Raw genomic sequence first — 20,412 nt, forward strand, 5'->3', positions numbered from 1 at the left:
AGCGGTGGACTTCAAAAAAGGCACACGTGGCGGAATTGGTAGACGCGCTGGCTTGAGGGGCCAGTATCCGTTTTAGGATGTGGAAGTTCGAATCTTCTCGTGTGCACTACTTACTCTTAAAACAACACTTTGTTATTACTTAATTTAAAGCGTTTAGTTGGTTGTAAAAGTACGGTATTGCGTATTATTAGGGGACAATTCTACTAGTCTAGAACTAATGTTTTTAGCTTTATTAATTTCACCTCCTTTTTGATAGACATAAGCCAAGACATATAACAAACTTTCATTGTTAGTATCTATTTTCAGTCCCTTTACTGCTATTTCTTCAGCTTTTTTAAGATTACTGGTTTTATCATATAACAAACTTAAATTATAATAAAACCTGATGTTATTTGGCATATACTTAATAGCCAAATGCATTTGTTTAATAGCTTCTTCAGTTCTATTTAACTCAGCCAATAACAAAGCATAGGAATAGTAGGTTTGTGCAAACCCTGGTTCTTGATCTATAATAGTTTTAAAAGCTTGTTCAGCCTTTTCAGCATCATTATTTCTGTAGTATAGATTTGCCAAATTAGTTCTAATCATATTGTTAAGACCATCAATTTCTAAAGCTTTTTCGTACCACTTAATAGCACCTAGCAAATCTCCTTTTTTTAAATAAAAAGCTGCTTTTTTTGCCCTGCCTCCACTAAAGTCGGCAGTAACTTTTAAATGAGTATTGAATTCTTTTTTTACTTTTTTGTATACCTCTTTGTATTCCTCTGGAATTTGCATTTCATTTAAAGAAGCAATCGCCAAAAATGCTTTTACTCTTACCGCTCGCTTTTGATCTTTAAGAAGAGGTAAAAAAGAGTTTACATAATCAGTTATCTCTAAATCATTTAAAGCATCAACTGTAGCACCTCTAACCAATGGTGATTCATCATTTAAAAAACTCAATAACTCGTTAATGGATTCTTGAGTTGCGTAACTACTTATGGATCTTACAGCTGAAGCTCTTGCAATTTCCGGGTAAATTGTATCCTTAGATAATTCTAATAATTTTTCAAACCCATGTGGGTCTTCAGTTAATCCGGGAGCTAATAATTCAGAAAAATGTTTTGATTTTGGTCTACCATAAGTTTTTTGATATTGTTCCCATGCCCATTTATCATCTTTATTTGTATGGCATTGTATGCAAGCATTTGGTGTACCATATTTTAAACTTAAATCAGGCCTCGGTATCCTGAAGCTATGGTCTCGACGATAATCATTTCCCATATAAAATTTCCCTGTCATATGACAATTAATACATTTTGCACCTTCAGAATCCATAGCATGAAAATGATGAGACGGTTTGTCATACTTTTTAATATCGTGACACTGGGTACAAAGTTGATTTCCTTCAAACCTGAGTTTTAGTGAATGAGGGTTATGGCAATTAGTACAGGTTACATTATTCTGATACATTTTACTTTGTAGAAATGAGCCATAAACATATACTTCATCCAATATCTGACCATCAGGATAATACAAATTATTGGCTAGTAATTGAGGGTAATAGTGATCTAAAAAACTCCCTTCAAAATTAAAGTGTCCTGAAATCTGTTCACGTCTTACATGGCATCTAGCACATTGGTCTACCAAATCTTTCGGGTGTGTATCAATCGTCATTTTTAAATCACCCGAAGGTTGGTATTTTACACCTTCAAAATTTACTTGTTCTACATGTGTTTTACCTGGGCCGTGACACGCTTCACAACTAACGTTTATAAGTGCATATTTAGTATCATAGCCATGCTTACTTAAATCATAATTCTTCCTAACATTTGTAGAGTGGCAGTCGGCACACATATTATTCCAGTTTAAACCGCCTCTAGACCAATGTAACCATTCTGAATGCACTACTTTAAAATCTGGATATAAATCAAACCATTTTTTTCTCCGTATCCCAAGCGGTTCTTAAGCATTGGTAATGGCCATCAGGAAATTTTACAATATACTGTTGTAATGGTGTTATCCCAAAGGTGTACTCAATTTTATAGTCATGATATTTTCCATCTCTACCCTCTGTATTAACATAATAACTGTCATCTTTTTTGAAAAACCTAGACGTAATATTTTGACTTTTGAAGCTAGCTTCATTAAAATCCCCTAAAATTGTTGAATCTGAAGCTATTTGCATTGCTTTATCATGATGAGACCCCTTCCAATCTTTAAACTCTTCTTTATGACAAGATTTACAAGCATCGTCTCCTAAAAAAGAATTATCAGGGATTAATTGAGTTGAAGTAAAAACATCATTATTTTCTGGAATTACATCTATATAATTCGCCTTATTTTTATTACATGAAAAAAATAAAACTTAAAAAAACTAAAAAAAGTAGCGCATAAAATAATTGCTTATGAGTAAATAACAAGAAGATATAAACCTTATCAAAAATAAAAAATATTAGTGTTGCAAGCAAAGTTTCAGTCTTATTAAAACAATATGATAAACTTCTTTAAAAGTTCAGAAAAATGTTGGTTTTTGATTGTATTTTTCGATAGTATTACTCACATTTAAAAAAATAAAGCTCTTATCTTTCTTATATTTAATTTGATATTCGTAATTTTGTTTAACGATAATTAATTTTTAATGAACAATATTCAGATTAATTTTAGTATTAAGGACTTAGAAAATCTAACTGGTATAAAGGCGCACACCATAAGAATATGGGAGAAACGCTATAGCTTATTGCAACCCAATAGAAGCGATACTAACATAAGGAATTACAGTTTAAGTAGCTTACAGAAGTTATTAAATATATCTTTTTTGAATAACAATGGCTATAAAATATCTAAAATAGCTAATCTAACTGAGGAAGAAATACCTATCAAAGTTCGTGAAATAGCTTCTAGAGTAAAAGTTGAAGACCATGCAATAAATGCTTTCAAACTTTCAATGTTAAATTTTGATCAAGTTTTATTTTACAACACTTATAATAATTTAATAGAGAATAATACATTTAATGATATTTTTTACAATGTGTTTTTACCCCTTTTAAATGAAATAGGTCTCCTATGGCAAACTGATACAATTACTCCTGCACATGAACATTTTTTAACGTCTCATATAAAACAAAAAATACTTTTAAATATAGAGCGTCTACAAAGTTTAGAACCTAAACCTGTTTCTAAAACTTTTATTTTGTATTTACCTGATAACGAAGTACATGATATTGGATTACTATTTATAAACTACCAGTTGAGAAGTAAAGGTTATCACACCATATTTCTAGGAGAAAGTGTTCCTATGGATAGTTTAATTAGTGTTTTAGAATTTTTTAGTGAGATTACATTCATATCCTACTTTACAGTTAGTCCTGAAGTAAAACAAATCCCAACTTACATCAAGGAGTTTGACGAATTACTACTGAATGACGACAAAACAAACCTTCTTCTACTTGGCCCTAAACTAGCTTCATTAGACAAAGATTTAAAACTTCCAAATAGTGTAAAAACTTACGATTCTATCGAAAACTTAGTTAAAGATTTATAAAAATATTTTATTTTGTTTAACTTTTAATTATATTTGTTAAACAATATGAAAAAAACAGTTTCAATAATCGGCTCTGGGTTCTCCTCACTAGCTACATCATGTTACTTAGCTCAGGCTGGTTATGACGTTACAGTATTCGAAAAAAACGCGACCATTGGTGGTCGTGCAAGACAATTAAAAAAAGAAGGCTTTACTTTTGATATTGGGCCTACGTGGTATTGGATGCCAGATGTATTTGAAAAATTCTTTGGAGATTTCAACAAAAAACCTTCTGATTATTACACGTTAGAAAAACTTAATCCTGCCTATAGTGTTTACTTTGAAAAAGACGATTACATTACCATAGGCGATACTTTAGACAAAATTAAATCTACTTTTGAAGCAGAAGAAAAAGGAAGTTCTAATAAACTTCAAAAGTTTATGGATGATGCCAAAAGCAACTATGATATTGCCATAAAAGATTTAGTATACAACCCTGGGGTTTCTCCCCTAGAACTTATTACTACTAAAACAATTAAGAAAGTAAATCAGTTTTTTAGCAACATAAAAAAAGATGTTAGAAAAGATTTTAAAAATGATAGACTAGCAAAGATTTTAGAATTCCCAGTATTGTTTTTAGGCGCAAAGCCTAGTGATACACCTTCGTTCTATAGCTTCATGAATTATGCTGATTTTGGATTAGGAACCTTCCATCCAAAAAAAGGTATGTATCAAGTAATTCTTGCCATGGAGTCCATGGCTAAGGAATTAGGAGTTAAAATCAAAACAAATGCACCTATCGAAAAAATAAATGTCGAAAATGGAGTTGCTGTCAGTTTAACTTCAAACGGAAAAAATTACAATTCCGATGTTATCGTAAGTGGTGCTGATTATCATCATACCGAAACACTTTTAGATATTACTTACAGACAATATTCCGAAACCTATTGGACTAAAAAAACATTCGCACCTTCCTCACTACTCTTCTATATTGGCTTTGATAAAAAATTGAAAAATGTAAATCATCACACTTTATTCTTCGATGTAGATTTTGATGTGCATGCTGAAGCTATTTATGACAACCCAAAATGGCCCGAAAACCCTTTGTTTTATGCAAGTTTCCCAAGTAAAACAGATGATAGTTCAGCACCCAAAGGAAAAGAAGCTGGAATTTTTTAATTCCACTTGCTCCAGGAATTCAAGATACGCCAGAACTAAGAGAGCTCTATTTCAATAAAATTATTGATCGTTTTGAATCATTGACATCTCAAAAAGTAAAAAATCATGTTATATTTAAAGAATCCTTCTGTTTGAAGGATTTTATAAAAGATTATAATTCATATAAAGGAAATGCATACGGAATGGCAAATACACTACTACAAACCGCTTTTTTGAGACCAAAATTAAAAAGCAAAAAAGTAAAACAGCTATATTTTACAGGACAATTAACAGTTCCTGGGCCTGGTGTACCACCTTCATTAATTTCTGGAAAATTAGTTTCAGATTTAGTAATAAAACACAATAGTTAATAGTATGAAAGCAATTTTTGATACCGTTTCTTATAATTGTAGCAAAGTAGTTACCAAAACGTATAGCACATCTTTTTCTTTGGCAACCAAAATGCTATCGAATTCTATAAGAATGCATATATACAATATTTATGGTTTTGTTAGGTTTGCCGACGAAATTGTAGACTCCTTTCATGATTATGACAAAAAAGAACTTTTTGAAAATTTTGAAAAAGATTTAGAAAAGGCTTTAAAACATAAAATCAGTCTTAACCCTATTCTAAATTCATTTCAACACACTTATCACAAATATGCTATAGACAAAAGCTTGGTAGATGCCTTTATGAGTAGCATGCGCTTAGATCTACATAAAACAGCTTACCTTACAGATGAGGAATACAAAGCTTATATTTATGGTTCTGCTGATGTTGTTGGTTTAATGTGTTTAAAAGTTTTTGTTAATGGAGATCAACAAAAATATGATGAATTAAAAGACACAGCCATGTCACTAGGTTCTGCATTCCAGAAAGTGAACTTTTTACGTGATATCAAAGCCGATTTTAATGAATTAAATAGAAGTTATTTTCCTAATGTTGACTTGAATAATTTAGATGAAGCTTCAAAACAGAGAATTATTGATGATATTGAAAGTGACTTTGAAAAAGGTTTAAGTGGTATTAAAAAATTACCTATAGAAGCCAAGTTCGGAGTTTTTATGGCATATCGATATTACAGTCAACTTTTGAAAAAACTAAAGAAAACACCAGCATTAAAAATAAAAGACACACGCATTAGAGTTTCAAACCCAAAAAAAATTGAGCTTTTAATGCGTAGTTATGTAAAATATCAATTAAATTTAATGTAAATTTTAAGTGATGCACACACTATTTTGGATACTTATTTTCTTTAGGAACTTATTGTGGTATGGAATTTATGGCATGGTTTACTCATAAATACATAATGCACGGTTTTTTGTGGAGTTTACACAAAGACCATCACCATAAAGATCATGATAGTTGGTTTGAACGAAACGATGCCTTTTTTATTTTTTACGCCATAGTAAGTATCGCATGTTTTCTTTTATGGAAGAACACTAGTTTTTGGGCAGGATTACCAATTGGCTTAGGCATTTTTGCATACGGCTTATCTTATTTTTTGGTACATGACATTTTTATACACCAACGTTTTAAACTGTTTAGAAATGCAAATAACTGGTACGCAAAAGGTGTAAGACGTGCGCACAAAATACACCATAAACATTTAGGTAAAGATGATGGCGAATGCTTTGGGATGCTATTTGTGCCGTTTAAATATTTTAAAAAACAATAAAGCGACATGGCGAGTCGTAACAGTTTTAATTACATCATCATAGGCAATGGCTTAGCTGGTTTACAATTGGCTTTACAAATGGCTACGGATGATTTCTTTAATGATAAACATATTGCATTAATTGATCCTTCAAAAAAAGCTCCAACGATAAAACTTGGAGTTTTTGGGAACTTTCGCCTTCTAAATGGGACGCTATTACTCATAAAAAATGGAGTTTTGCTAAAATCTATACTTCAAAAAAACTATAAATTTAAATCTCTCCCCTTATTATTATAAATCAATAAGAGCAATAGATTTCTATGAGTTTGCTAAAACTGAATTGAGCAAACACAGCAACATTCATTTTATAATTGATGAAGTAATATCGGTTATAGATGAAGATGAAACTTTTATTAATACCCATAACAACACTTATAAAACACATCATGTATTTGATAGTCGCGTGCCAGACGAATTTTATAATTCGAACAAAAATATAAACATCATTCAGCATTTTAAAGGTGTTATTATAGAAACTGAAACAGGCGTTTTTGATGTCAATACTGTCACTATGATGGATTATCGTTTAAAAGACAGAGATCAAACTACCTTCACATATGTTTTGCCATTTTCTAAAACAGAAGCTTTAGTAGAGTTTACCTATTTTACAGAAACTACTGTAGATGAATCAGTTTATGACACTTACATTGAAACTTATATTAAAGATTATTTAAAAATTGACCATTACAAGATAATTGATTCTGAAATGGGAGAAATACCAATGACAACTTTTCCTTTTGATAGTTTTAATACCAAAAACAGCACTAAAATTGGTACTGGTGGTGGTTGGGTAAAGCCTTCAACTGGTTACTCTTTTAAACATACCGAAAAAAAGTTGCTAGAATAATTAATAATATAAAATCTAAAAGAACACCATCAAATAACCTGTTCTTGAATAGATATAAATTCTACGACAAAGTATTTTTAAAAGTTTTAAAAGATGAAAACAAAAAAGGTGAATGGCTTTTTCAGCAGTTTTATGATAAAAATAACATTAAAACTATGCTTCGCTTTTTAGATGAAGAATCTAGCTTGTTTGAAGAGTTTAAAATTATGAAGTCTTTATTTTCGTGGAGTTTTATTAGAGCGTTTTTCAAGACAATCTAATCATGGTATTATTATCTAAAACTCTTTCATTTCATTTCTTCTATAAATTATAATTTCTCCAAAATTATTTATGAAACTATAATTTTCTAAAAAATAGTGGTGGATTGAGTTGCCATAAATTTCTTTAATACTAATATCTCCTTTATATTCTAAAATATATTTTGGAGGTTTTGCCGTTAGTTCTTCAAATATCTGATTACGTTCTTCTTTTTTATTTACAAATATCAAATTAAAGTACTTGCTAGAAGACACTCGTTCAGAATACAATAATGTTGAAATTAAACTGTAATCAGCACCAAATAAATATATATAATCTTGTTTAGATGAGTTGTTTTGAATCCACTTTGCAGCAGTTTTATATTCAATACTTTTATTTTCCGATAATAGTTTACCAACTTTAAGCACTTGCCTATAAGGAAAAAACCATAACATTACAATTACTAAAAATTTCAAATTTGATACATTTTTTATCAAATTAACTTTACCATGTAATTTGTAATTACTCAACACTATACCAATTATAATTGCTATTGATGGTAACATTTGTTTTAGCTGGTGTCCATAAAAATTTCCAGACAAAACTCCTCCTACAAAATCTATTAAAAACCATACTAACACCAAGGCATATATTTTATTTTTAAATAGTTCTCTTTTTAGATAAACCAATATTAATATTGGATATAGCATTAAAAACCTTGACTTAAAAAAAGTTTCAACAAAACCTTTAATATAAAAAGATATCCCCGTTCCTCTAGAACCTGAATTTAATAGAATTAACCATGTCCCTTCAATATATTGTTTTAGAGATACTCCATTAAAATATAACACTAAAATCACTATTAAGTTAATCAATAGTATTCCAAAAACTAATAGTAAACTATTAATCAATCTTGATTTCAAAGTGGCTCTATTCTCTATCAATACGAAAAGAAAAAAACGAATGTTGTGGTTATTGCAATTTGTTTAAAAAGTAAGGCGCATCCTAATAAAACACCAGTACTAAAAAGAAGCAATTTTGAAGATTTTGATTCCTTATACTTTATGAAGGTATAAAATGCTGAAATGGCAAAGAAAACCATGAATGTTTCTGTGTGCGCCAGAGACCATCCATCAACAACATACCAACACATCATCAATCCAAAAATAGACATACTCAATATGCCGCAAAAAAACCTTTTAATAGTTTCCCTATAAGATAAATAAGATAGGAAGACAACATAATGCAAATAGCACCTAAAAGTCTAATACAAATTATATTACCATTAAAAAAAACTGATTTAATTTGTACAGAAAAAAATACCTGGAGGTTTATTTTCTACCGAATCTGCATAAGGTACAAAGTCATTCTCATTCCAAATCCTTCCAATATAACTCCAAAGTATTTCGTCATATAATAAATATGGCGAAGTCGAAATAAAAACTAAAACAGCAAAAAGAAATACGCCAATTGCGAAAGGATTAAAAAGCAAATAGTGAACACTATTTTTCTTCATGATAATCTTTTTCTAAATTAACTTCCCAAATATTGTTTTTAGATACCACATTATTTATAATATTTCTAACAGCAGTTATTGCGGTTAACATCGAATGATCTTGGTTATTGTATTTATGCATTCCGTTTCTTCCAATTAAAAATAAATTAGGAATTTTATCCGTAAATTCTCTAATGGTATTAAACTGTGAATACGTCCCAAAATAAGCAGGGTAAGCCTTTGGCATTTTTATAACAGTACTATCTAGAACATCTTCTTTTTCAATAATATCAATTAACACCAATTCATCAATTGCAAACTTTATAAATTCTTCACTACTCATACTCCATAATTCGTCGCCAACATTAGAGAAATATTCTAATCCAATCCAAATATTATCATTATCTGAAACCATATAAGGTGACCAATTATTGAATATTTGTAGTCTCCCAATCTTAACTTCTTTTTCTTGTATATAAATCCAATTATCCTTTATAGGGTTTTCTTTAGTACCAATTTTAAGATTTTTAAGCAGTAACCCAACAGTTATAAAATCTCGATACACTAATCCTTCAGCGACATCTTTTATAGTGTTAGAAACTTTACTTCCCATACTTCTTATCAAATGTTTTACTGGCATGGTTGAAAAGAAGTAATCTCCCTTAGCATTTTGAACTTCTCCTGTGACTTTATCTTTATAAGAAACACTTTCTATTATACCATCATGCGATTCAATCAGAATTACATCAGCGTTCATAATAATCTTTCCGCCTTTTTCTGTTACTATTTTCGCTACTGTTTCCCACATTTGACCCGGACCTAGTTTGGGATACATAAATTGCTCAATTAAACTTGTATCAACATTTTTTTGATCGACCGATTTAGTCTTAAAAAAAGAGATTTAAAAAATGAATTAGCGTTCTGGAGATAGATAATTTTTTTATGCGTTGAGCACCCCAATTAGCATCTATATCAGTACAAGGTACACCCCAAACTTTCTCGGTGTAATCTTTAAAAAAAGTTTCGTATAATTCTTTACCAAATCTACTGATAAAGAACTGCTCCAAATTTTCTATGTCTTTAATTGGAAATAATCTTATTTGAATATAAGTCCAACCTATTTTCACAAGTTTAGTAAACCCTAACGAGGATAATGTCTGCCAATTTATAGTTATTGGATAATCAAAAAATTTGCGTAAAAAGAAAATTCTGGATAATCTAGAGCGAATTAACATAACTCTATCTACCTTTTCTGGGTTTGGTCCACCTTTGGTTAACCTATTAGAAATACTTTTCTTTATTTGTCCAGTTCTAGGGCTAATATCATCTCTAGAAGGAAAGCCTTGAACTGGTAATATATTACGCCACCAGTTCATTACGACATCAGACTTAGAAAAAAAGCGATGTCCACCAATATCTATTCTATTGCCTTTATATTCTTCGGTTCTAGAAATACCTCCTATTTTATCAGACTTTTCTAAGACAATAGGTATGATATCCGTTTTTGTAATAAGTTCATACGCGGCAGTTAATCCAGCAGGACCTGCGCCTATTACTATAGCATATTTACTCATTTAACGTTGGTATTGGACATATTTTCATGAATATTTTGCAATATAGTTATAATGTTTTTGCTTCTTCAAAATTTTAGTATTTGAAAATCACAGATTTTCTAATTACTTATTTTTGCAGTAGCTTCGCTTCCTCCCAAAACACATCCATTTCTGTAAGAGTCATGTCTTTAAGTGGCTTATTTAAACTTTTGGCTTTACTTTCCAGATACTGGAAACGTTTAGAGAATTTTTTATTGGTGCGTTCTAAAGCGTTTTCTGGGTTAATGTTTAAAAAGCGCGCGTAGTTTACCATAGAAAATATCACATCTCCAAATTCGCTTTCCATCTTATCTGGGTTACCAGATTGCACTTCAACTTTAAACTCATTTAGCTCCTCCTCTACTTTTTCCCAAACTTGATTGGGTGCTTCCCAATCAAAACCTACACCAGCTACTTTTTCTTGTATTCTATTCGCTTTTACTAAGGCTGGCAAGCTTTTTGGAACGCCTTCCAAAACACTCGTTTTACCTTCTTTAAGTTTTAAGTTTTCCCAATTACGTTTAACATCCTCTTGGTTTTCTACTTTTACGTCGCTGTAAATGTGTGGGTGTCTGTTAATTAGTTTTTCACTAATGCTATTGCACACATCGGCGATGTCAAAATTACCAGTTTCACTACCTATTTTAGCATAAAATACAATGTGTAATAACACATCTCCTAACTCTTTTTTAACCTCTTCTAAATCCTTATCCAAAATAGCATCTCCAAGTTCGTAAGTTTCTTCTATGGTTAAATGGCGTAAGGTTTCCATAGTTTGCTTTTTATCCCACGGACATTGCTCGCGCAACTCATCCATAATGGTTAATAATCTATCAAAAGCTTTGAGTTTGTCTTGTCTGGAGTTCATTTTTGGAATTTTTTCAAAAATACGATTTTGATGTTTTGGATGGGGAGTAATTTGGTTAATAATTGACTCTTGCCAATATAATCTATAACTTGATTTTGTCAGAAAAAAATGATAACTTCGTTTAACGTCGGATATAAGTCATTAAAACGACGCATATCCGTAAAAACATTGGCACCAATGCGAAATGACAGACGTATCTGAAACATATTTTGAAATAAAAGATGGAACAGACTTCATCCGAATTGAAGTCCTGAAACAAAATTTCCCTAATGGAGATTTGGATTGGGACCGAAATTCCTTGAATTGTAATGTTTCTGTTACGTGCGGAGCATTTTCAGGAGAGTTTAATGCAGACCTAATGTCGTGGGATTTTGATATTTTCAAAACAGAACTGAAATATCTCCACGAAAACCTGAACCGAAGAGCAATTTTTGAGGGAATTGAAGGTCAAGTTACAATACTTGTGCAAGGCGACGGAATTGGACACTTGAATACCACTTGCCGAATAATGGACTATGCAGGAACTGGAAATGAATTGAATTGTGAGCTTGAATTTGACCAGACAGAATTGCCTGTAATTATCGGACAATTAGCAAAAATAACGTCGGAATACAAAGTTTACGGAAGAATAAATGAAAAAAGCACAGGAGCCAACAACGTGTATAATTCATTGTGGCAGAGAGTTAAATCAAAGTTTAAATTATAAATTGTACTGATTTCTTAAGCGGAATAATCCTGCGGAAGATTCCACAACGAAATCATACACGAACACGTTAAACGAACTTTTTCAAAAAAAACGACTTTTGTTTTAAAAACAAAGCTAGTAGATATCTGCGTTAGGGATTGCAGTAAAAAGCCCATAGGGAGGTACGACCGAGGACTTGTAACGTAAAGCCCGACCCTTTAGGGTAACGCCCAAAAATTATTATTATTATAAACTAAAAAATCCAGCCTTTATAGACTGGATTTTTAAATATATGTGCTTGAAATTTAAGCGTTTTGCTTCTTAATCAAATTAAGTGCAGAACCCTCGTTATACCATGCGATTTGTGCATCGTTGTAGGTATGATTCAATTTGATGGTGTCTGTTGATCCATCTTCATGAACGGCTTCTAATGTTAATTGTTTTCCTGGAGCGAATTCATTTAAATCTGTGAAATTGAATGTATCATTTTCTTGGATTAAATCGTAATCGCTTTCATTAGCAAAAGTTAAGCCTAACATCCCTTGTTTTTTAAGGTTTGTTTCGTGGATACGAGCAAACGATTTTACAATAACCGCAGCAACACCTAAATGACGGGGTTGCATTGCAGCATGCTCTCTTGAGGAACCTTCACCATAGTTATGATCTCCCACAACAATTGACTTGACACCTGCTGCTTTATAAGCTCTAGCTGTATCTGGAACACCTCCATACTCACCTGTTAATTGGTTTTTAACAAAATTAGTTTTCTTGCCAAATGCATTTACAGCTCCAATTAAGGTATTATTTGCAATATTATCTAGATGCCCTCTGAAACGCAACCAAGGACCTGCCATAGAAATATGATCGGTAGTACATTTTCCAAATGCTTTGATTAATAGTTTTGCACCATTAATTGCTCCTCCAATTGGTTGGAAAGGTGTTAGTAATTGTAAACGTTCTGAATCGTCTTTTACTGAAACTTGCACATGACTACCATCTGCTTCTGGTGCTAAATATCCGTTATCATCTACTGCGAAACCTTTTGGTGGTAATTCCCACCCTGTTGGCTCATCGAACATCACTTCTTGTCCATCCTCATTAATTAACTTATCAGTTAATGGATTAAAGTCTAAACGTCCAGCAACAGCAATAGCCGCTGTTAATTCTGGAGAAGCTACGAATGCGTGTGTGTTTGGATTTCCATCGGCACGCTTCGCAAAGTTTCTATTAAAAGAATGTACAATGCTGTTTTTTGGGGCATTTTTAGGGTCTGAATATCTTGCCCATTGTCCAATACATGGCCCACATGCATTGGTAAATATTTTAGCGTCTAGGTTTTCAAAAATTCCAAGGATGCCATCGCGTTCTGCTGTGAAGCGTACTTGCTCAGAACCTGGGTTGATACCCAATTCAGCTTTCATTTTTAAACCTTTATCTAAAGCTTGTTGTGCAATAGATGATGCTCTTGATAAATCCTCATAAGATGAATTTGTACATGAACCGATTAATCCCCACTCTACTTTTAAAGGCCACTCGTTAGAAGTTGCTTTTTCAGTCATTGCAGAACCTACTTCTGTAGATAAATCTGGCGTAAAAGGACCGTTTAATAATGGTCCCAACTCTGATAAATTGATTTCTATTACTTGATCGAAATATTGTTCTGGATTTGCATATACTTCTGCATCAGCAGTTAAGTGTTGTTTTACTCCGTTAGCAGCATCGGCAACATCAGCTCTATCTGTAGCGCGTAAATAACGTTCCATAGATTCATCATATCCAAACGTAGATGTAGTTGCACCTATTTCTGCACCCATGTTACAAATGGTTCCTTTTCCTGTACAAGACATTGATGTTGCTCCAGGTCCGAAATACTCAACAATAGCTCCAGTTCCCCCTTTTACAGTTAGAATTTCAGCAACTTTAAGAATTACATCTTTTGGTGCTGTCCATCCAGACAATTTTCCAGTTAACTTCACACCGATTAGTTTTGGAAACTTTAATTCCCAAACCATACCAGCCATAACATCAACTGCATCAGCACCACCAACTCCAATAGCAACCATGCCTAATCCACCTGCGTTAACAGTATGTGAATCGGTACCAATCATCATTCCTCCAGGGAATGCATAATTTTCTAATACTACTTGGTGAATAATACCTGCTCCTGGTTTCCAGAAACCGATACCGTATTTATTTGAAACAGATTCTAAAAAATTAAAAACCTCACTACTTACATTATTTGCATGTTTTAAATCTGTTGCAGCACCTTCTTTAGCTTGGATTAAGTGATCGCAATGTACCGTAGTAGGTACAGCAACTTTATCTTTACCTGCTTGCATAAACTGTAATAATGCCATTTGAGCTGTTGCATCTTGACATGCAATTCTGTCTGGTGCAAAATCTACATAGTCCTTTCCTCTTGTAAATGCCTCTGTAGGTGCACCATCCCAAAGATGAGAATATAATATCTTTTCAGATAGTGTTAATGGTTTACCTACAATCTCACGTGCTTTATCTACGCGATCTGCCATTTTGGTGTACACACCTTTAATCATATTGATGTCAAATGCCATATATAAAATTTTAAGTTTTTAGTTATTTATTTCAGTCTTGCAAATTACGAAATTAATGTAAAGATTTAAAAAGAAAGTCAGGATAAAAAGAAGTATTTATACCTAATTATTATAGCATCATTATTAAACCAAATGATTGCGTTTTTAATAGTATTTCACTCTATAAAATGAAAATAAATCAAGTATTTAATAAAACTACAATAATTAAACTACTTTTTTTATAGATGACAAGTAATTTTATAATTGCTAAAATGATTCCTAATAATTTAAAACCAGTTGCAATAGATAGTAACCCATTCCCAGTTAAACTTCCTATTTCGAAATGTATAATTTTGAATAATGCCCCAATACTAGTAAAAGCCATACCTATTAAAAAACAAATTATAGGAATAATAAATGGCTTTAAACTCATTTTAGAATAAGCTTTTTATGATTTTGATTTCAGAAACTCCTTCAGCTTCAGCTTTATAGTTTTTGATAATTCTGTGTCTCAAAATACTTATCGCTACCGCTTGAACATCTTCTATGTCAGGAGAAAACTTACCATTTACAGCTGCATGTGTTTTTGCTGCTAAAATTAAATTTTGAGATGCCCTTGGCCCTGCTCCCCAATCAATATATTGTTTTACTAATTCAGGAACTGCATCTCCGTTTGGCCTTGTTTTGGCAACCATCCCTACTGCATACTCAATGACATTGTCTGCAACAGGAATTCGTCTAATAACATGTTGGAAATTTAAAATTTCTTGATCTGTAAAAAGCGCATTAACTTTAACCTGTACATCGTTAGTTGTAGATTTTACAACTTGTACTTCTTCTTCAAAAGAAGGGTATTCTAAATTGATGGCAAACATAAAACGGTCTAATTGTGCTTCTGGTAACGGATATGTTCCTTCTTGCTCAATTGGGTTTTGTGTTGCTAAAACAAAATATGGTAAATCTAACTTATAATGATGTCCTGCAACCGTAACCGCTCGTTCTTGCATGGCTTCTAATAAAGCTGCTTGAGTTTTTGGAGGTGTTCTATTTATTTCGTCAGCCAAAATAATGTTAGCGAAAATTGGACCTTTTACAAATTTAAAGTGACGGTCTTCGTCCAAAATTTCACTACCTAAAATATCACTAGGCATTAAATCTGGTGTAAACTGAATACGTTTAAAATCTATTCCTAAAGCTTGAGCAATAGTATTAACCATCAGGGTTTTTGCTAACCCAGGTACACCTATTAATAATGAATGTCCACCAGAAAATATAGAAATTAGAATTTGATTTACAACAACGTCTTGACCAACAATTACCTTAGCAATTTCCTGTTTTAAATCTTTAAATTTCTTTACAAACTCTTCTATTGCAGCAACATCAGACATACTTTATTTTTTTAACCAATTACTAGAAAATTCACAATCTCTCAAGCCTCCAGAGATTTTTATGTAAGTATCGTTAATTTTTTCAGCTTGCCATTTTTCAATAGCTTTTATTTTCTTTTCGTTTAATGCTTGCTCCTTAATTTTGAGAAAATCCCTAGCATAATCAGCCTCGTGATCTTCTATTCTATCAGAAACAGTCAATAATTTAAACTTTAATTTATTATTTCTATCTCTTTCTGAAAGGACTAAACTCACTTCTCCATCTTTTAAATCTTGAATTTGAGAATATAGTTCTGGATCCATTCTAGTCAATTCAAAATTATAATCCTGAGTTTCTGGGTTTATTAATTGCCCTCCATCAAATTTAGTTTCTTTTTCATCGCTAATTTCTTTAGCGGCATCTGCAAATGTAATTTCTCCAGCAACTATTTTTTCTCTTACTTTTTCAATCTTTTCTTTAGCTTCAACAACTGCATCAGTAGAAACTTCTGGGATTAGCAGTACATGACTTACATCATACTCCTGACCTCTTATTTTTTCACAATACACAATGTGAAATCCAAAATCGGTTTCAAAAGGCTCTGATACTTCACCTTCTTGTAATGAAAAAGCAGCCTCTCTAAACTCTTTAACCATTCTTGGTTTTTTTCTGTTTAGAGTATATTTATATCCTGATTGTTTTATTCCTGGGTCTTGACCATATAATATAACTTTAGATCTAAAACTTGCGCCATTTTCTTCAACATCTCTTTTAAAACCTTTTAACTTATGAATTACTTTTTGTTTTTCTTCATCAGAAATTTTAGGCTCTACAACAATTTGAGCTACTTTTAACTCTGTTCCAAATGTTGGTCTTTCGTCCTCCGGTATCTTATTAAAAAATTGTCTTACTTCCTCTGGAGTAATCTCTACTTCTTCAATAACTTGAGCTTGCATTCTTTGAGATAGCATCATACTTTTATTAGCCTCAAACATTTCTTCTCTTAAGCTCTCTTCACTATCCTTGTTATATAACGCCAAAAGACGATTCATATCTCCTTTTACTTGTTGTAAAAACTGTTGGATTTGGTAATCTACATTTCTTCTTACTTCAGCATCTGCAACCAAAATACTATCTTGAACCGCATGATGAGCGTAAAGTTTATTTTCCAATAATTTTCCGAAAATCTGACAGCGGGTAATATCTTTTGTATCAACACCGCTTGCTTGAAGTTGTAAATATTCCTTATCAATATCAGAGTTTAACACAATGTAATCCCCAACAACACCAGCAACACCATCTATTTTTACTTTTTTAAAAGTATTTGTAGAATCTATTTTCTTTACTTCTTCTGGGACTTCTTGTTCTTTTTCCTCTTGAATAATTTCTTGTGCTTGTAAATTAAATATCCCTACAAACATGAACATCAATACTAATTTTGCACTAATTGTATATCTCAAATTCTTTGTTTTTAATAGCATCTTTTGCAATATCTTTTTCTAATTTTTTAATGAGCTCTAGCTTTCTTTTATTAATAACAATTTGGTTTATGGTTGGTTTTACATATTCCAACGGTGCCGTATCATTACGCAATAAAACATCATTAATTTGCATCAAATATACTCCTAATGAATCTTTGAGTTGTACAAAATTAGATTTTTTAACAGTTGTTTTTTGTTTTCAGAATTTACGCCTGGTATTTTAGTAAGTACTTGACTCATTTTTACCCAAATAGAGTCATTTAATGAGTATGATTTAAACTGTATGGCAATAGAGTCTAATTGCCTTTTGTCTTCGTTGGTAAACCTTTTTAATTTTTCTTTTATATTTTTAAAGTCTATGATATCTTCATCTACATGAATGTATCGAAACTTTATGAGTTCCTCATTCAATTTAAAGGCATCTTTATTTTCATTATAATACCCTTCTGCTTCTGTATTTGTTAACGATGTCTCAATATTTTTTTAACCAAAGCTTCCAAATAGGCCTTGCTGTATAAATCACTTTTGTACTGCTCTACTAATTTGTTGAACGCTTCTTGTTTGTCTTCATTTAAATTAAGTAAAGCTCCGTCTACCAATAATTGTTGTGTTGCCCATTTATTGATAAAGTTTTGAACTATCAGAATACTATCTTCTTTAGTAATTCCCTCTGAAATCACTCCTTGTAAATCATCATAATACAAGTAAGAATTGTTTACTCTGGCTATTGGCTTTCTTTCATCTGTCTTTTTAAATATATCACAAGATGAAAGTAGACACAATGTACTTAATAAAATGAGGGTTTTTAGTCGCACAATTATTTTTAATTTCTGCCTTAACTGCTTTTAAAGCGTCTTGATTCAATACCACTTTGTATTTGTTTTTTAATTCTTCAAGCCACAAATTTTCTTTATGTGTTTGATAATCGCTCATTACAAGACCTTTAACCTCTTCAAACGTTTTTTGTTTTTTTGGCAATACGTTTTGCACTTTTGCTACCACAAATCCATTATTATGCTTGTAAACTTTGGAAATACCATTCTTAAAATCAAACGATTTTGGTAACGCTTGATGTTTTGCATCCATGGTATCAACCGTAAAAATAACATTTACTTCACCATTGGTATTTACAAGTGCTTCAATATCTTCAGATTTCATGTTCTTGTGCATTAATTTCGCTACTTTTTTAATCACTTTTTTATTGGTTGAAGATGCAACTTCTGCATTGACTCTTTCTGGCCAGAAATACTTAGTCGTATTGTTTTCATAATAAGTTTCAATTTCTAAAGAATCTGTTTTAGCTGCTTGCCAAATTGTAGATTCCATTAAATCAAACAACAACAAACCGTCTCTATATTCTCCTAAAATATGTGCAAAATCTTCGTTTTCATTTTCTAGGTTTTCTTCTTGATGTTGCTTTAAGTTCGAATTTAAAAACGTTTTGTACGAGCTTTTTATTATTTCACTAAAAGCTTGTCTACCACGATTACTTTTTTGTTGTTTTAGCAGAAAATTACCAAAATCTAAATAATCTAATTGTTTGTTGCCTATTTTTAGTAATTTTTTATTAGCCTTAAAATCTTTAGGCAGTTTCCAAGTACGTTTGTAAAAATCTTCATTTAAAATTGAACCAAAATAGTCTGAATCTAGAAATTCATCACTTATGTTATATTTAGCTTTTAATTTGCTAATTAATGCTTCCTCAATTAATTGAGATCGAGAATCTCGTTTTACTTTCCCTTCCAACTCTGGCTTCAATTCATCAAATTTTCCAATAGGATCGGCTTTTTCTAATTTTATAATATGCCAGCCAAATTTACTTTTTACAGGTTCAGAAACACTTCCCTTTTCTTGTAAAGCAAAAGCAGCTTCTTCAAATTCTGGTGCGCTTAATTGCCCACTTGAAAATGCATTTAACAGGCCTCCTTTGGGAGCTGAGTTTTTATCATCTGAAAACTCTTTAGCCAATACCTCAAACTCCTCTCCTTGTTGGATTTTTTTATAAATGTCTTTTATTCTTTTTTCAGCAGAATTAATAGTGTCATTCTTTTTATCAACCACCATGATATGTTTTACGGTACGCTCTCCTCTAGATTTACGTTTGTCCAAAACATTTATAATATGATACCCAAAACGGGTTCTAAAAGGTTTCGAAACTTCACCTACAGATGTATTAAAAGCTACTTTTTCGAATTTATAAACCATTCTAAATCCAGAAAACCAACCTAATTCTTCACCAAAAAGAGTTTTTCCGTTATGCACTTCTTTCCTAACTTTATCAAAACCTTCGCTTAATGCTCGTGTTCTCAGTTTTTTAATTCTATTATAAGCCACTAAAGTATCTTGCGGATTAGCATTCTCAGAAATCTTTACTAAAATATGGGTAGCTTTTACCTCATGTAATATATGCTCATAAGCTTCTTTAACTAAATCTTCACTTATGGTAGTATCGGTCATGTAATTCGCAGCCAACTGTTTTTTATAAGTTTCTAGTTCTCGCTTATAAGTAGGCTTTTCATGAAGTCCTTGTGCTTTAGCTTCCTTTAGTTTTAATTTATAGTTGGTAAATAGTTTTAAATATTCATCTACATCCTTTTGAGTTTCATCTTGAACTAAATTGAGGTTTTTGTTGTAAACCCTTAAAAATTCTGAGGTATATACCGGGGTACCATCAACTGAAAAGAGCACATCTTTTTCTAGCGTTTGCGCAATTCCTGATGTGATAAAAAGTAATAAGGATACTAGGAGGAAATTCTTTAATTTCATAGATAGGACATTATTAATCAACGGATACAAAAATACTAATATATCTGTGTAAAACAAGTTGAATTCACAAACGTAAATAAAGGTTATTTATTTTAATTTTTATACTGATTTAAATGTAAATTTGAAGCTTTCAGTTTAAACGA

Annotated in this window: 20 protein-coding genes, 1 tRNA gene and 3 pseudogenes; 9 read left to right on the forward strand and 15 right to left on the reverse strand. The window is 31.6% G+C overall.

Annotation, left to right across the window (positions count from 1 at the left end; all coding sequences use genetic code 11):
• Positions 1-20: 20 nt before the first annotated feature.
• Positions 21-106, forward strand: a tRNA-Leu gene (locus tag AC0L5U_RS06475).
• 47 nt (positions 107-153) lie between these two features.
• Here the strand turns inward: AC0L5U_RS06475 and AC0L5U_RS06480 are convergent.
• The 3 genes and pseudogenes from AC0L5U_RS06480 to AC0L5U_RS06490 all read right to left on the reverse strand — a co-directional run.
• The gene (locus AC0L5U_RS06480; protein ID WP_473415343.1) at positions 154-1,887 is read right to left on the reverse strand and encodes a tetratricopeptide repeat protein; all 1,734 of its coding nucleotides are present in this window, start codon (positions 1,885-1,887) and stop codon (positions 154-156) included.
• Between the two features lie 22 nt (positions 1,888-1,909).
• Positions 1,910-2,167: a hypothetical protein gene (locus tag AC0L5U_RS06485; RefSeq protein WP_473415345.1), complete on the reverse strand. Its 258-nt coding sequence runs from the start codon at positions 2,165-2,167 to the stop codon at positions 1,910-1,912.
• A gap of 21 nt (positions 2,168-2,188) precedes the next feature.
• Positions 2,189-2,308 (reverse strand): annotated as a pseudogene (locus AC0L5U_RS06490) (hypothetical protein); the annotation flags it as partial.
• 312 nt (positions 2,309-2,620) lie between these two features.
• Between AC0L5U_RS06490 and AC0L5U_RS06495 the strand changes: the two are divergent.
• The 7 genes and pseudogenes from AC0L5U_RS06495 to AC0L5U_RS06525 all read left to right on the forward strand — a co-directional run bounded on the left by AC0L5U_RS06495 (position 2,621) and on the right by AC0L5U_RS06525 (position 7,485).
• Positions 2,621-3,523 carry a MerR family transcriptional regulator gene (locus AC0L5U_RS06495; RefSeq protein WP_473415347.1) on the forward strand — a complete coding sequence of 301 codons (903 nt, stop codon included), beginning with the start codon at positions 2,621-2,623 and terminating at the stop codon, positions 3,521-3,523.
• A 45-nt stretch (positions 3,524-3,568) separates the two neighbouring features.
• Positions 3,569-5,031, forward strand: a pseudogene (locus tag AC0L5U_RS06500) (phytoene desaturase family protein).
• A 4-nt stretch (positions 5,032-5,035) separates the two neighbouring features.
• Entirely contained in the window at positions 5,036-5,875 is an 840-nt protein-coding gene (locus AC0L5U_RS06505) for a phytoene/squalene synthase family protein (protein WP_473415348.1), read from the forward strand.
• A gap of 10 nt (positions 5,876-5,885) precedes the next feature.
• Positions 5,886-6,339, forward strand: a pseudogene (locus AC0L5U_RS06510) (sterol desaturase family protein).
• Between the two features lie 6 nt (positions 6,340-6,345).
• Positions 6,346-6,615: a hypothetical protein gene (locus AC0L5U_RS06515; protein WP_473415351.1), complete on the forward strand. Its 270-nt coding sequence runs from the start codon at positions 6,346-6,348 to the stop codon at positions 6,613-6,615.
• Between the two features lie 43 nt (positions 6,616-6,658).
• Positions 6,659-7,225 (forward strand): lycopene cyclase family protein, encoded by a 567-nt coding sequence (locus tag AC0L5U_RS06520; RefSeq protein ID WP_473415353.1) that lies wholly within the window; start codon positions 6,659-6,661, stop codon positions 7,223-7,225.
• Between the two features lie 44 nt (positions 7,226-7,269).
• Complete coding sequence (locus tag AC0L5U_RS06525) at positions 7,270-7,485, forward strand: hypothetical protein (RefSeq protein WP_473415356.1); 216 nt, start codon at positions 7,270-7,272, stop codon at positions 7,483-7,485.
• 15 nt (positions 7,486-7,500) lie between these two features.
• Here the strand turns inward: AC0L5U_RS06525 and AC0L5U_RS06530 are convergent, their stop codons facing one another.
• The 6 genes from AC0L5U_RS06530 to mazG form a co-directional block, all read right to left on the reverse strand.
• A complete protein-coding gene (locus AC0L5U_RS06530; RefSeq protein WP_473415358.1) occupies positions 7,501-8,385 on the reverse strand; it encodes a hypothetical protein in 885 nt (294 codons plus the stop codon).
• A 17-nt stretch (positions 8,386-8,402) separates the two neighbouring features.
• Positions 8,403-8,711: a phospholipid carrier-dependent glycosyltransferase gene (locus AC0L5U_RS06535; RefSeq protein ID WP_473415359.1), complete on the reverse strand. Its 309-nt coding sequence runs from the start codon at positions 8,709-8,711 to the stop codon at positions 8,403-8,405.
• A gap of 51 nt (positions 8,712-8,762) precedes the next feature.
• A complete protein-coding gene (locus AC0L5U_RS06540) occupies positions 8,763-8,978 on the reverse strand; it encodes a hypothetical protein (RefSeq protein WP_473415360.1) in 216 nt (71 codons plus the stop codon).
• Positions 8,965-9,792 carry a hypothetical protein gene (locus AC0L5U_RS06545; protein WP_473415361.1) on the reverse strand — a complete coding sequence of 276 codons (828 nt, stop codon included), beginning with the start codon at positions 9,790-9,792 and terminating at the stop codon, positions 8,965-8,967. Before AC0L5U_RS06545 ends, AC0L5U_RS06540 begins: the two co-directional genes overlap by 14 nt.
• 52 nt (positions 9,793-9,844) lie before the next feature.
• Positions 9,845-10,531: an NAD(P)-binding protein gene (locus AC0L5U_RS06550; protein WP_473415363.1), complete on the reverse strand. Its 687-nt coding sequence runs from the start codon at positions 10,529-10,531 to the stop codon at positions 9,845-9,847.
• 106 nt (positions 10,532-10,637) lie between these two features.
• Positions 10,638-11,417 (reverse strand): nucleoside triphosphate pyrophosphohydrolase, encoded by a 780-nt coding sequence (mazG, locus tag AC0L5U_RS06555; RefSeq protein ID WP_473415365.1) that lies wholly within the window; start codon positions 11,415-11,417, stop codon positions 10,638-10,640.
• 184 nt (positions 11,418-11,601) lie between these two features.
• Between mazG and AC0L5U_RS06560 the strand changes: the two genes are divergently transcribed.
• A complete protein-coding gene (locus tag AC0L5U_RS06560) occupies positions 11,602-12,123 on the forward strand; it encodes a WapI family immunity protein (RefSeq protein WP_473415368.1) in 522 nt (173 codons plus the stop codon).
• 284 nt (positions 12,124-12,407) lie between these two features.
• On the opposite strand, the gene AC0L5U_RS06565 is transcribed toward AC0L5U_RS06560, so the two are convergent.
• The 6 genes from AC0L5U_RS06565 to AC0L5U_RS06590 all read right to left on the reverse strand — a co-directional run bounded on the left by AC0L5U_RS06565 (position 12,408) and on the right by AC0L5U_RS06590 (position 20,269).
• On the reverse strand, positions 12,408-14,675 hold the full coding sequence (locus AC0L5U_RS06565) for an aconitate hydratase (protein WP_473415369.1): 2,268 nt from the start codon (positions 14,673-14,675) through the stop codon (positions 12,408-12,410).
• A gap of 413 nt (positions 14,676-15,088) precedes the next feature.
• Positions 15,089-16,042, reverse strand: coding sequence for an AAA family ATPase (locus AC0L5U_RS06570; protein WP_473415371.1), 954 nt, complete (start codon positions 16,040-16,042; stop codon positions 15,089-15,091).
• Positions 16,043-16,045: 3 nt separating this feature from the next.
• The gene (locus tag AC0L5U_RS06575) at positions 16,046-17,503 is read right to left on the reverse strand and encodes a peptidylprolyl isomerase (RefSeq protein ID WP_473415372.1); all 1,458 of its coding nucleotides are present in this window, start codon (positions 17,501-17,503) and stop codon (positions 16,046-16,048) included.
• Positions 17,466-17,639: a hypothetical protein gene (locus tag AC0L5U_RS06580; protein WP_473415376.1), complete on the reverse strand. Its 174-nt coding sequence runs from the start codon at positions 17,637-17,639 to the stop codon at positions 17,466-17,468. Before AC0L5U_RS06580 ends, AC0L5U_RS06575 begins: the two co-directional genes overlap by 38 nt.
• Before the next feature lie 325 nt (positions 17,640-17,964).
• Entirely contained in the window at positions 17,965-18,285 is a 321-nt protein-coding gene (locus AC0L5U_RS06585; protein ID WP_473415379.1) for a hypothetical protein, read from the reverse strand.
• The gene (locus AC0L5U_RS06590) at positions 18,263-20,269 is read right to left on the reverse strand and encodes a peptidylprolyl isomerase (RefSeq protein WP_473415381.1); all 2,007 of its coding nucleotides are present in this window, start codon (positions 20,267-20,269) and stop codon (positions 18,263-18,265) included. Before AC0L5U_RS06590 ends, AC0L5U_RS06585 begins: the two co-directional genes overlap by 23 nt.
• Between the last annotated feature and the right edge of the window lie 143 nt (positions 20,270-20,412).

The sequence above is a fragment of the Jejuia sp. G7-7 genome, assembly GCF_055808955.1.

What these genes read in the sequence shown, in the direction of transcription:
- AC0L5U_RS06485 (WP_473415345.1), bottom strand. Translation starts at nt 2,167, where the DNA reads ATGCAAATAGCTTCAGATTCAACAATTTTAGGGGATTTTAATGAAGCT.
- AC0L5U_RS06495 (WP_473415347.1), top strand. Translation starts at nt 2,621, where the DNA reads ATGAACAATATTCAGATTAATTTTAGTATTAAGGACTTAGAAAATCTA.
- AC0L5U_RS06505 (WP_473415348.1), top strand. Translation starts at nt 5,036, where the DNA reads ATGAAAGCAATTTTTGATACCGTTTCTTATAATTGTAGCAAAGTAGTT.
- AC0L5U_RS06515 (WP_473415351.1), top strand. Translation starts at nt 6,346, where the DNA reads ATGGCGAGTCGTAACAGTTTTAATTACATCATCATAGGCAATGGCTTA.
- AC0L5U_RS06540 (WP_473415360.1), bottom strand. Translation starts at nt 8,978, where the DNA reads ATGAAGAAAAATAGTGTTCACTATTTGCTTTTTAATCCTTTCGCAATT.
- AC0L5U_RS06545 (WP_473415361.1), bottom strand. Translation starts at nt 9,792, where the DNA reads ATGTATCCCAAACTAGGTCCGGGTCAAATGTGGGAAACAGTAGCGAAA.
- AC0L5U_RS06550 (WP_473415363.1), bottom strand. Translation starts at nt 10,531, where the DNA reads ATGAGTAAATATGCTATAGTAATAGGCGCAGGTCCTGCTGGATTAACT.
- mazG (WP_473415365.1), bottom strand. Translation starts at nt 11,417, where the DNA reads ATGAACTCCAGACAAGACAAACTCAAAGCTTTTGATAGATTATTAACC.
- AC0L5U_RS06560 (WP_473415368.1), top strand. Translation starts at nt 11,602, where the DNA reads ATGACAGACGTATCTGAAACATATTTTGAAATAAAAGATGGAACAGAC.
- AC0L5U_RS06565 (WP_473415369.1), bottom strand. Translation starts at nt 14,675, where the DNA reads ATGGCATTTGACATCAATATGATTAAAGGTGTGTACACCAAAATGGCA.
- AC0L5U_RS06570 (WP_473415371.1), bottom strand. Translation starts at nt 16,042, where the DNA reads ATGTCTGATGTTGCTGCAATAGAAGAGTTTGTAAAGAAATTTAAAGAT.
- AC0L5U_RS06575 (WP_473415372.1), bottom strand. Translation starts at nt 17,503, where the DNA reads ATGCTATTAAAAACAAAGAATTTGAGATATACAATTAGTGCAAAATTA.
- AC0L5U_RS06590 (WP_473415381.1), bottom strand. Translation starts at nt 20,269, where the DNA reads ATGAAATTAAAGAATTTCCTCCTAGTATCCTTATTACTTTTTATCACA.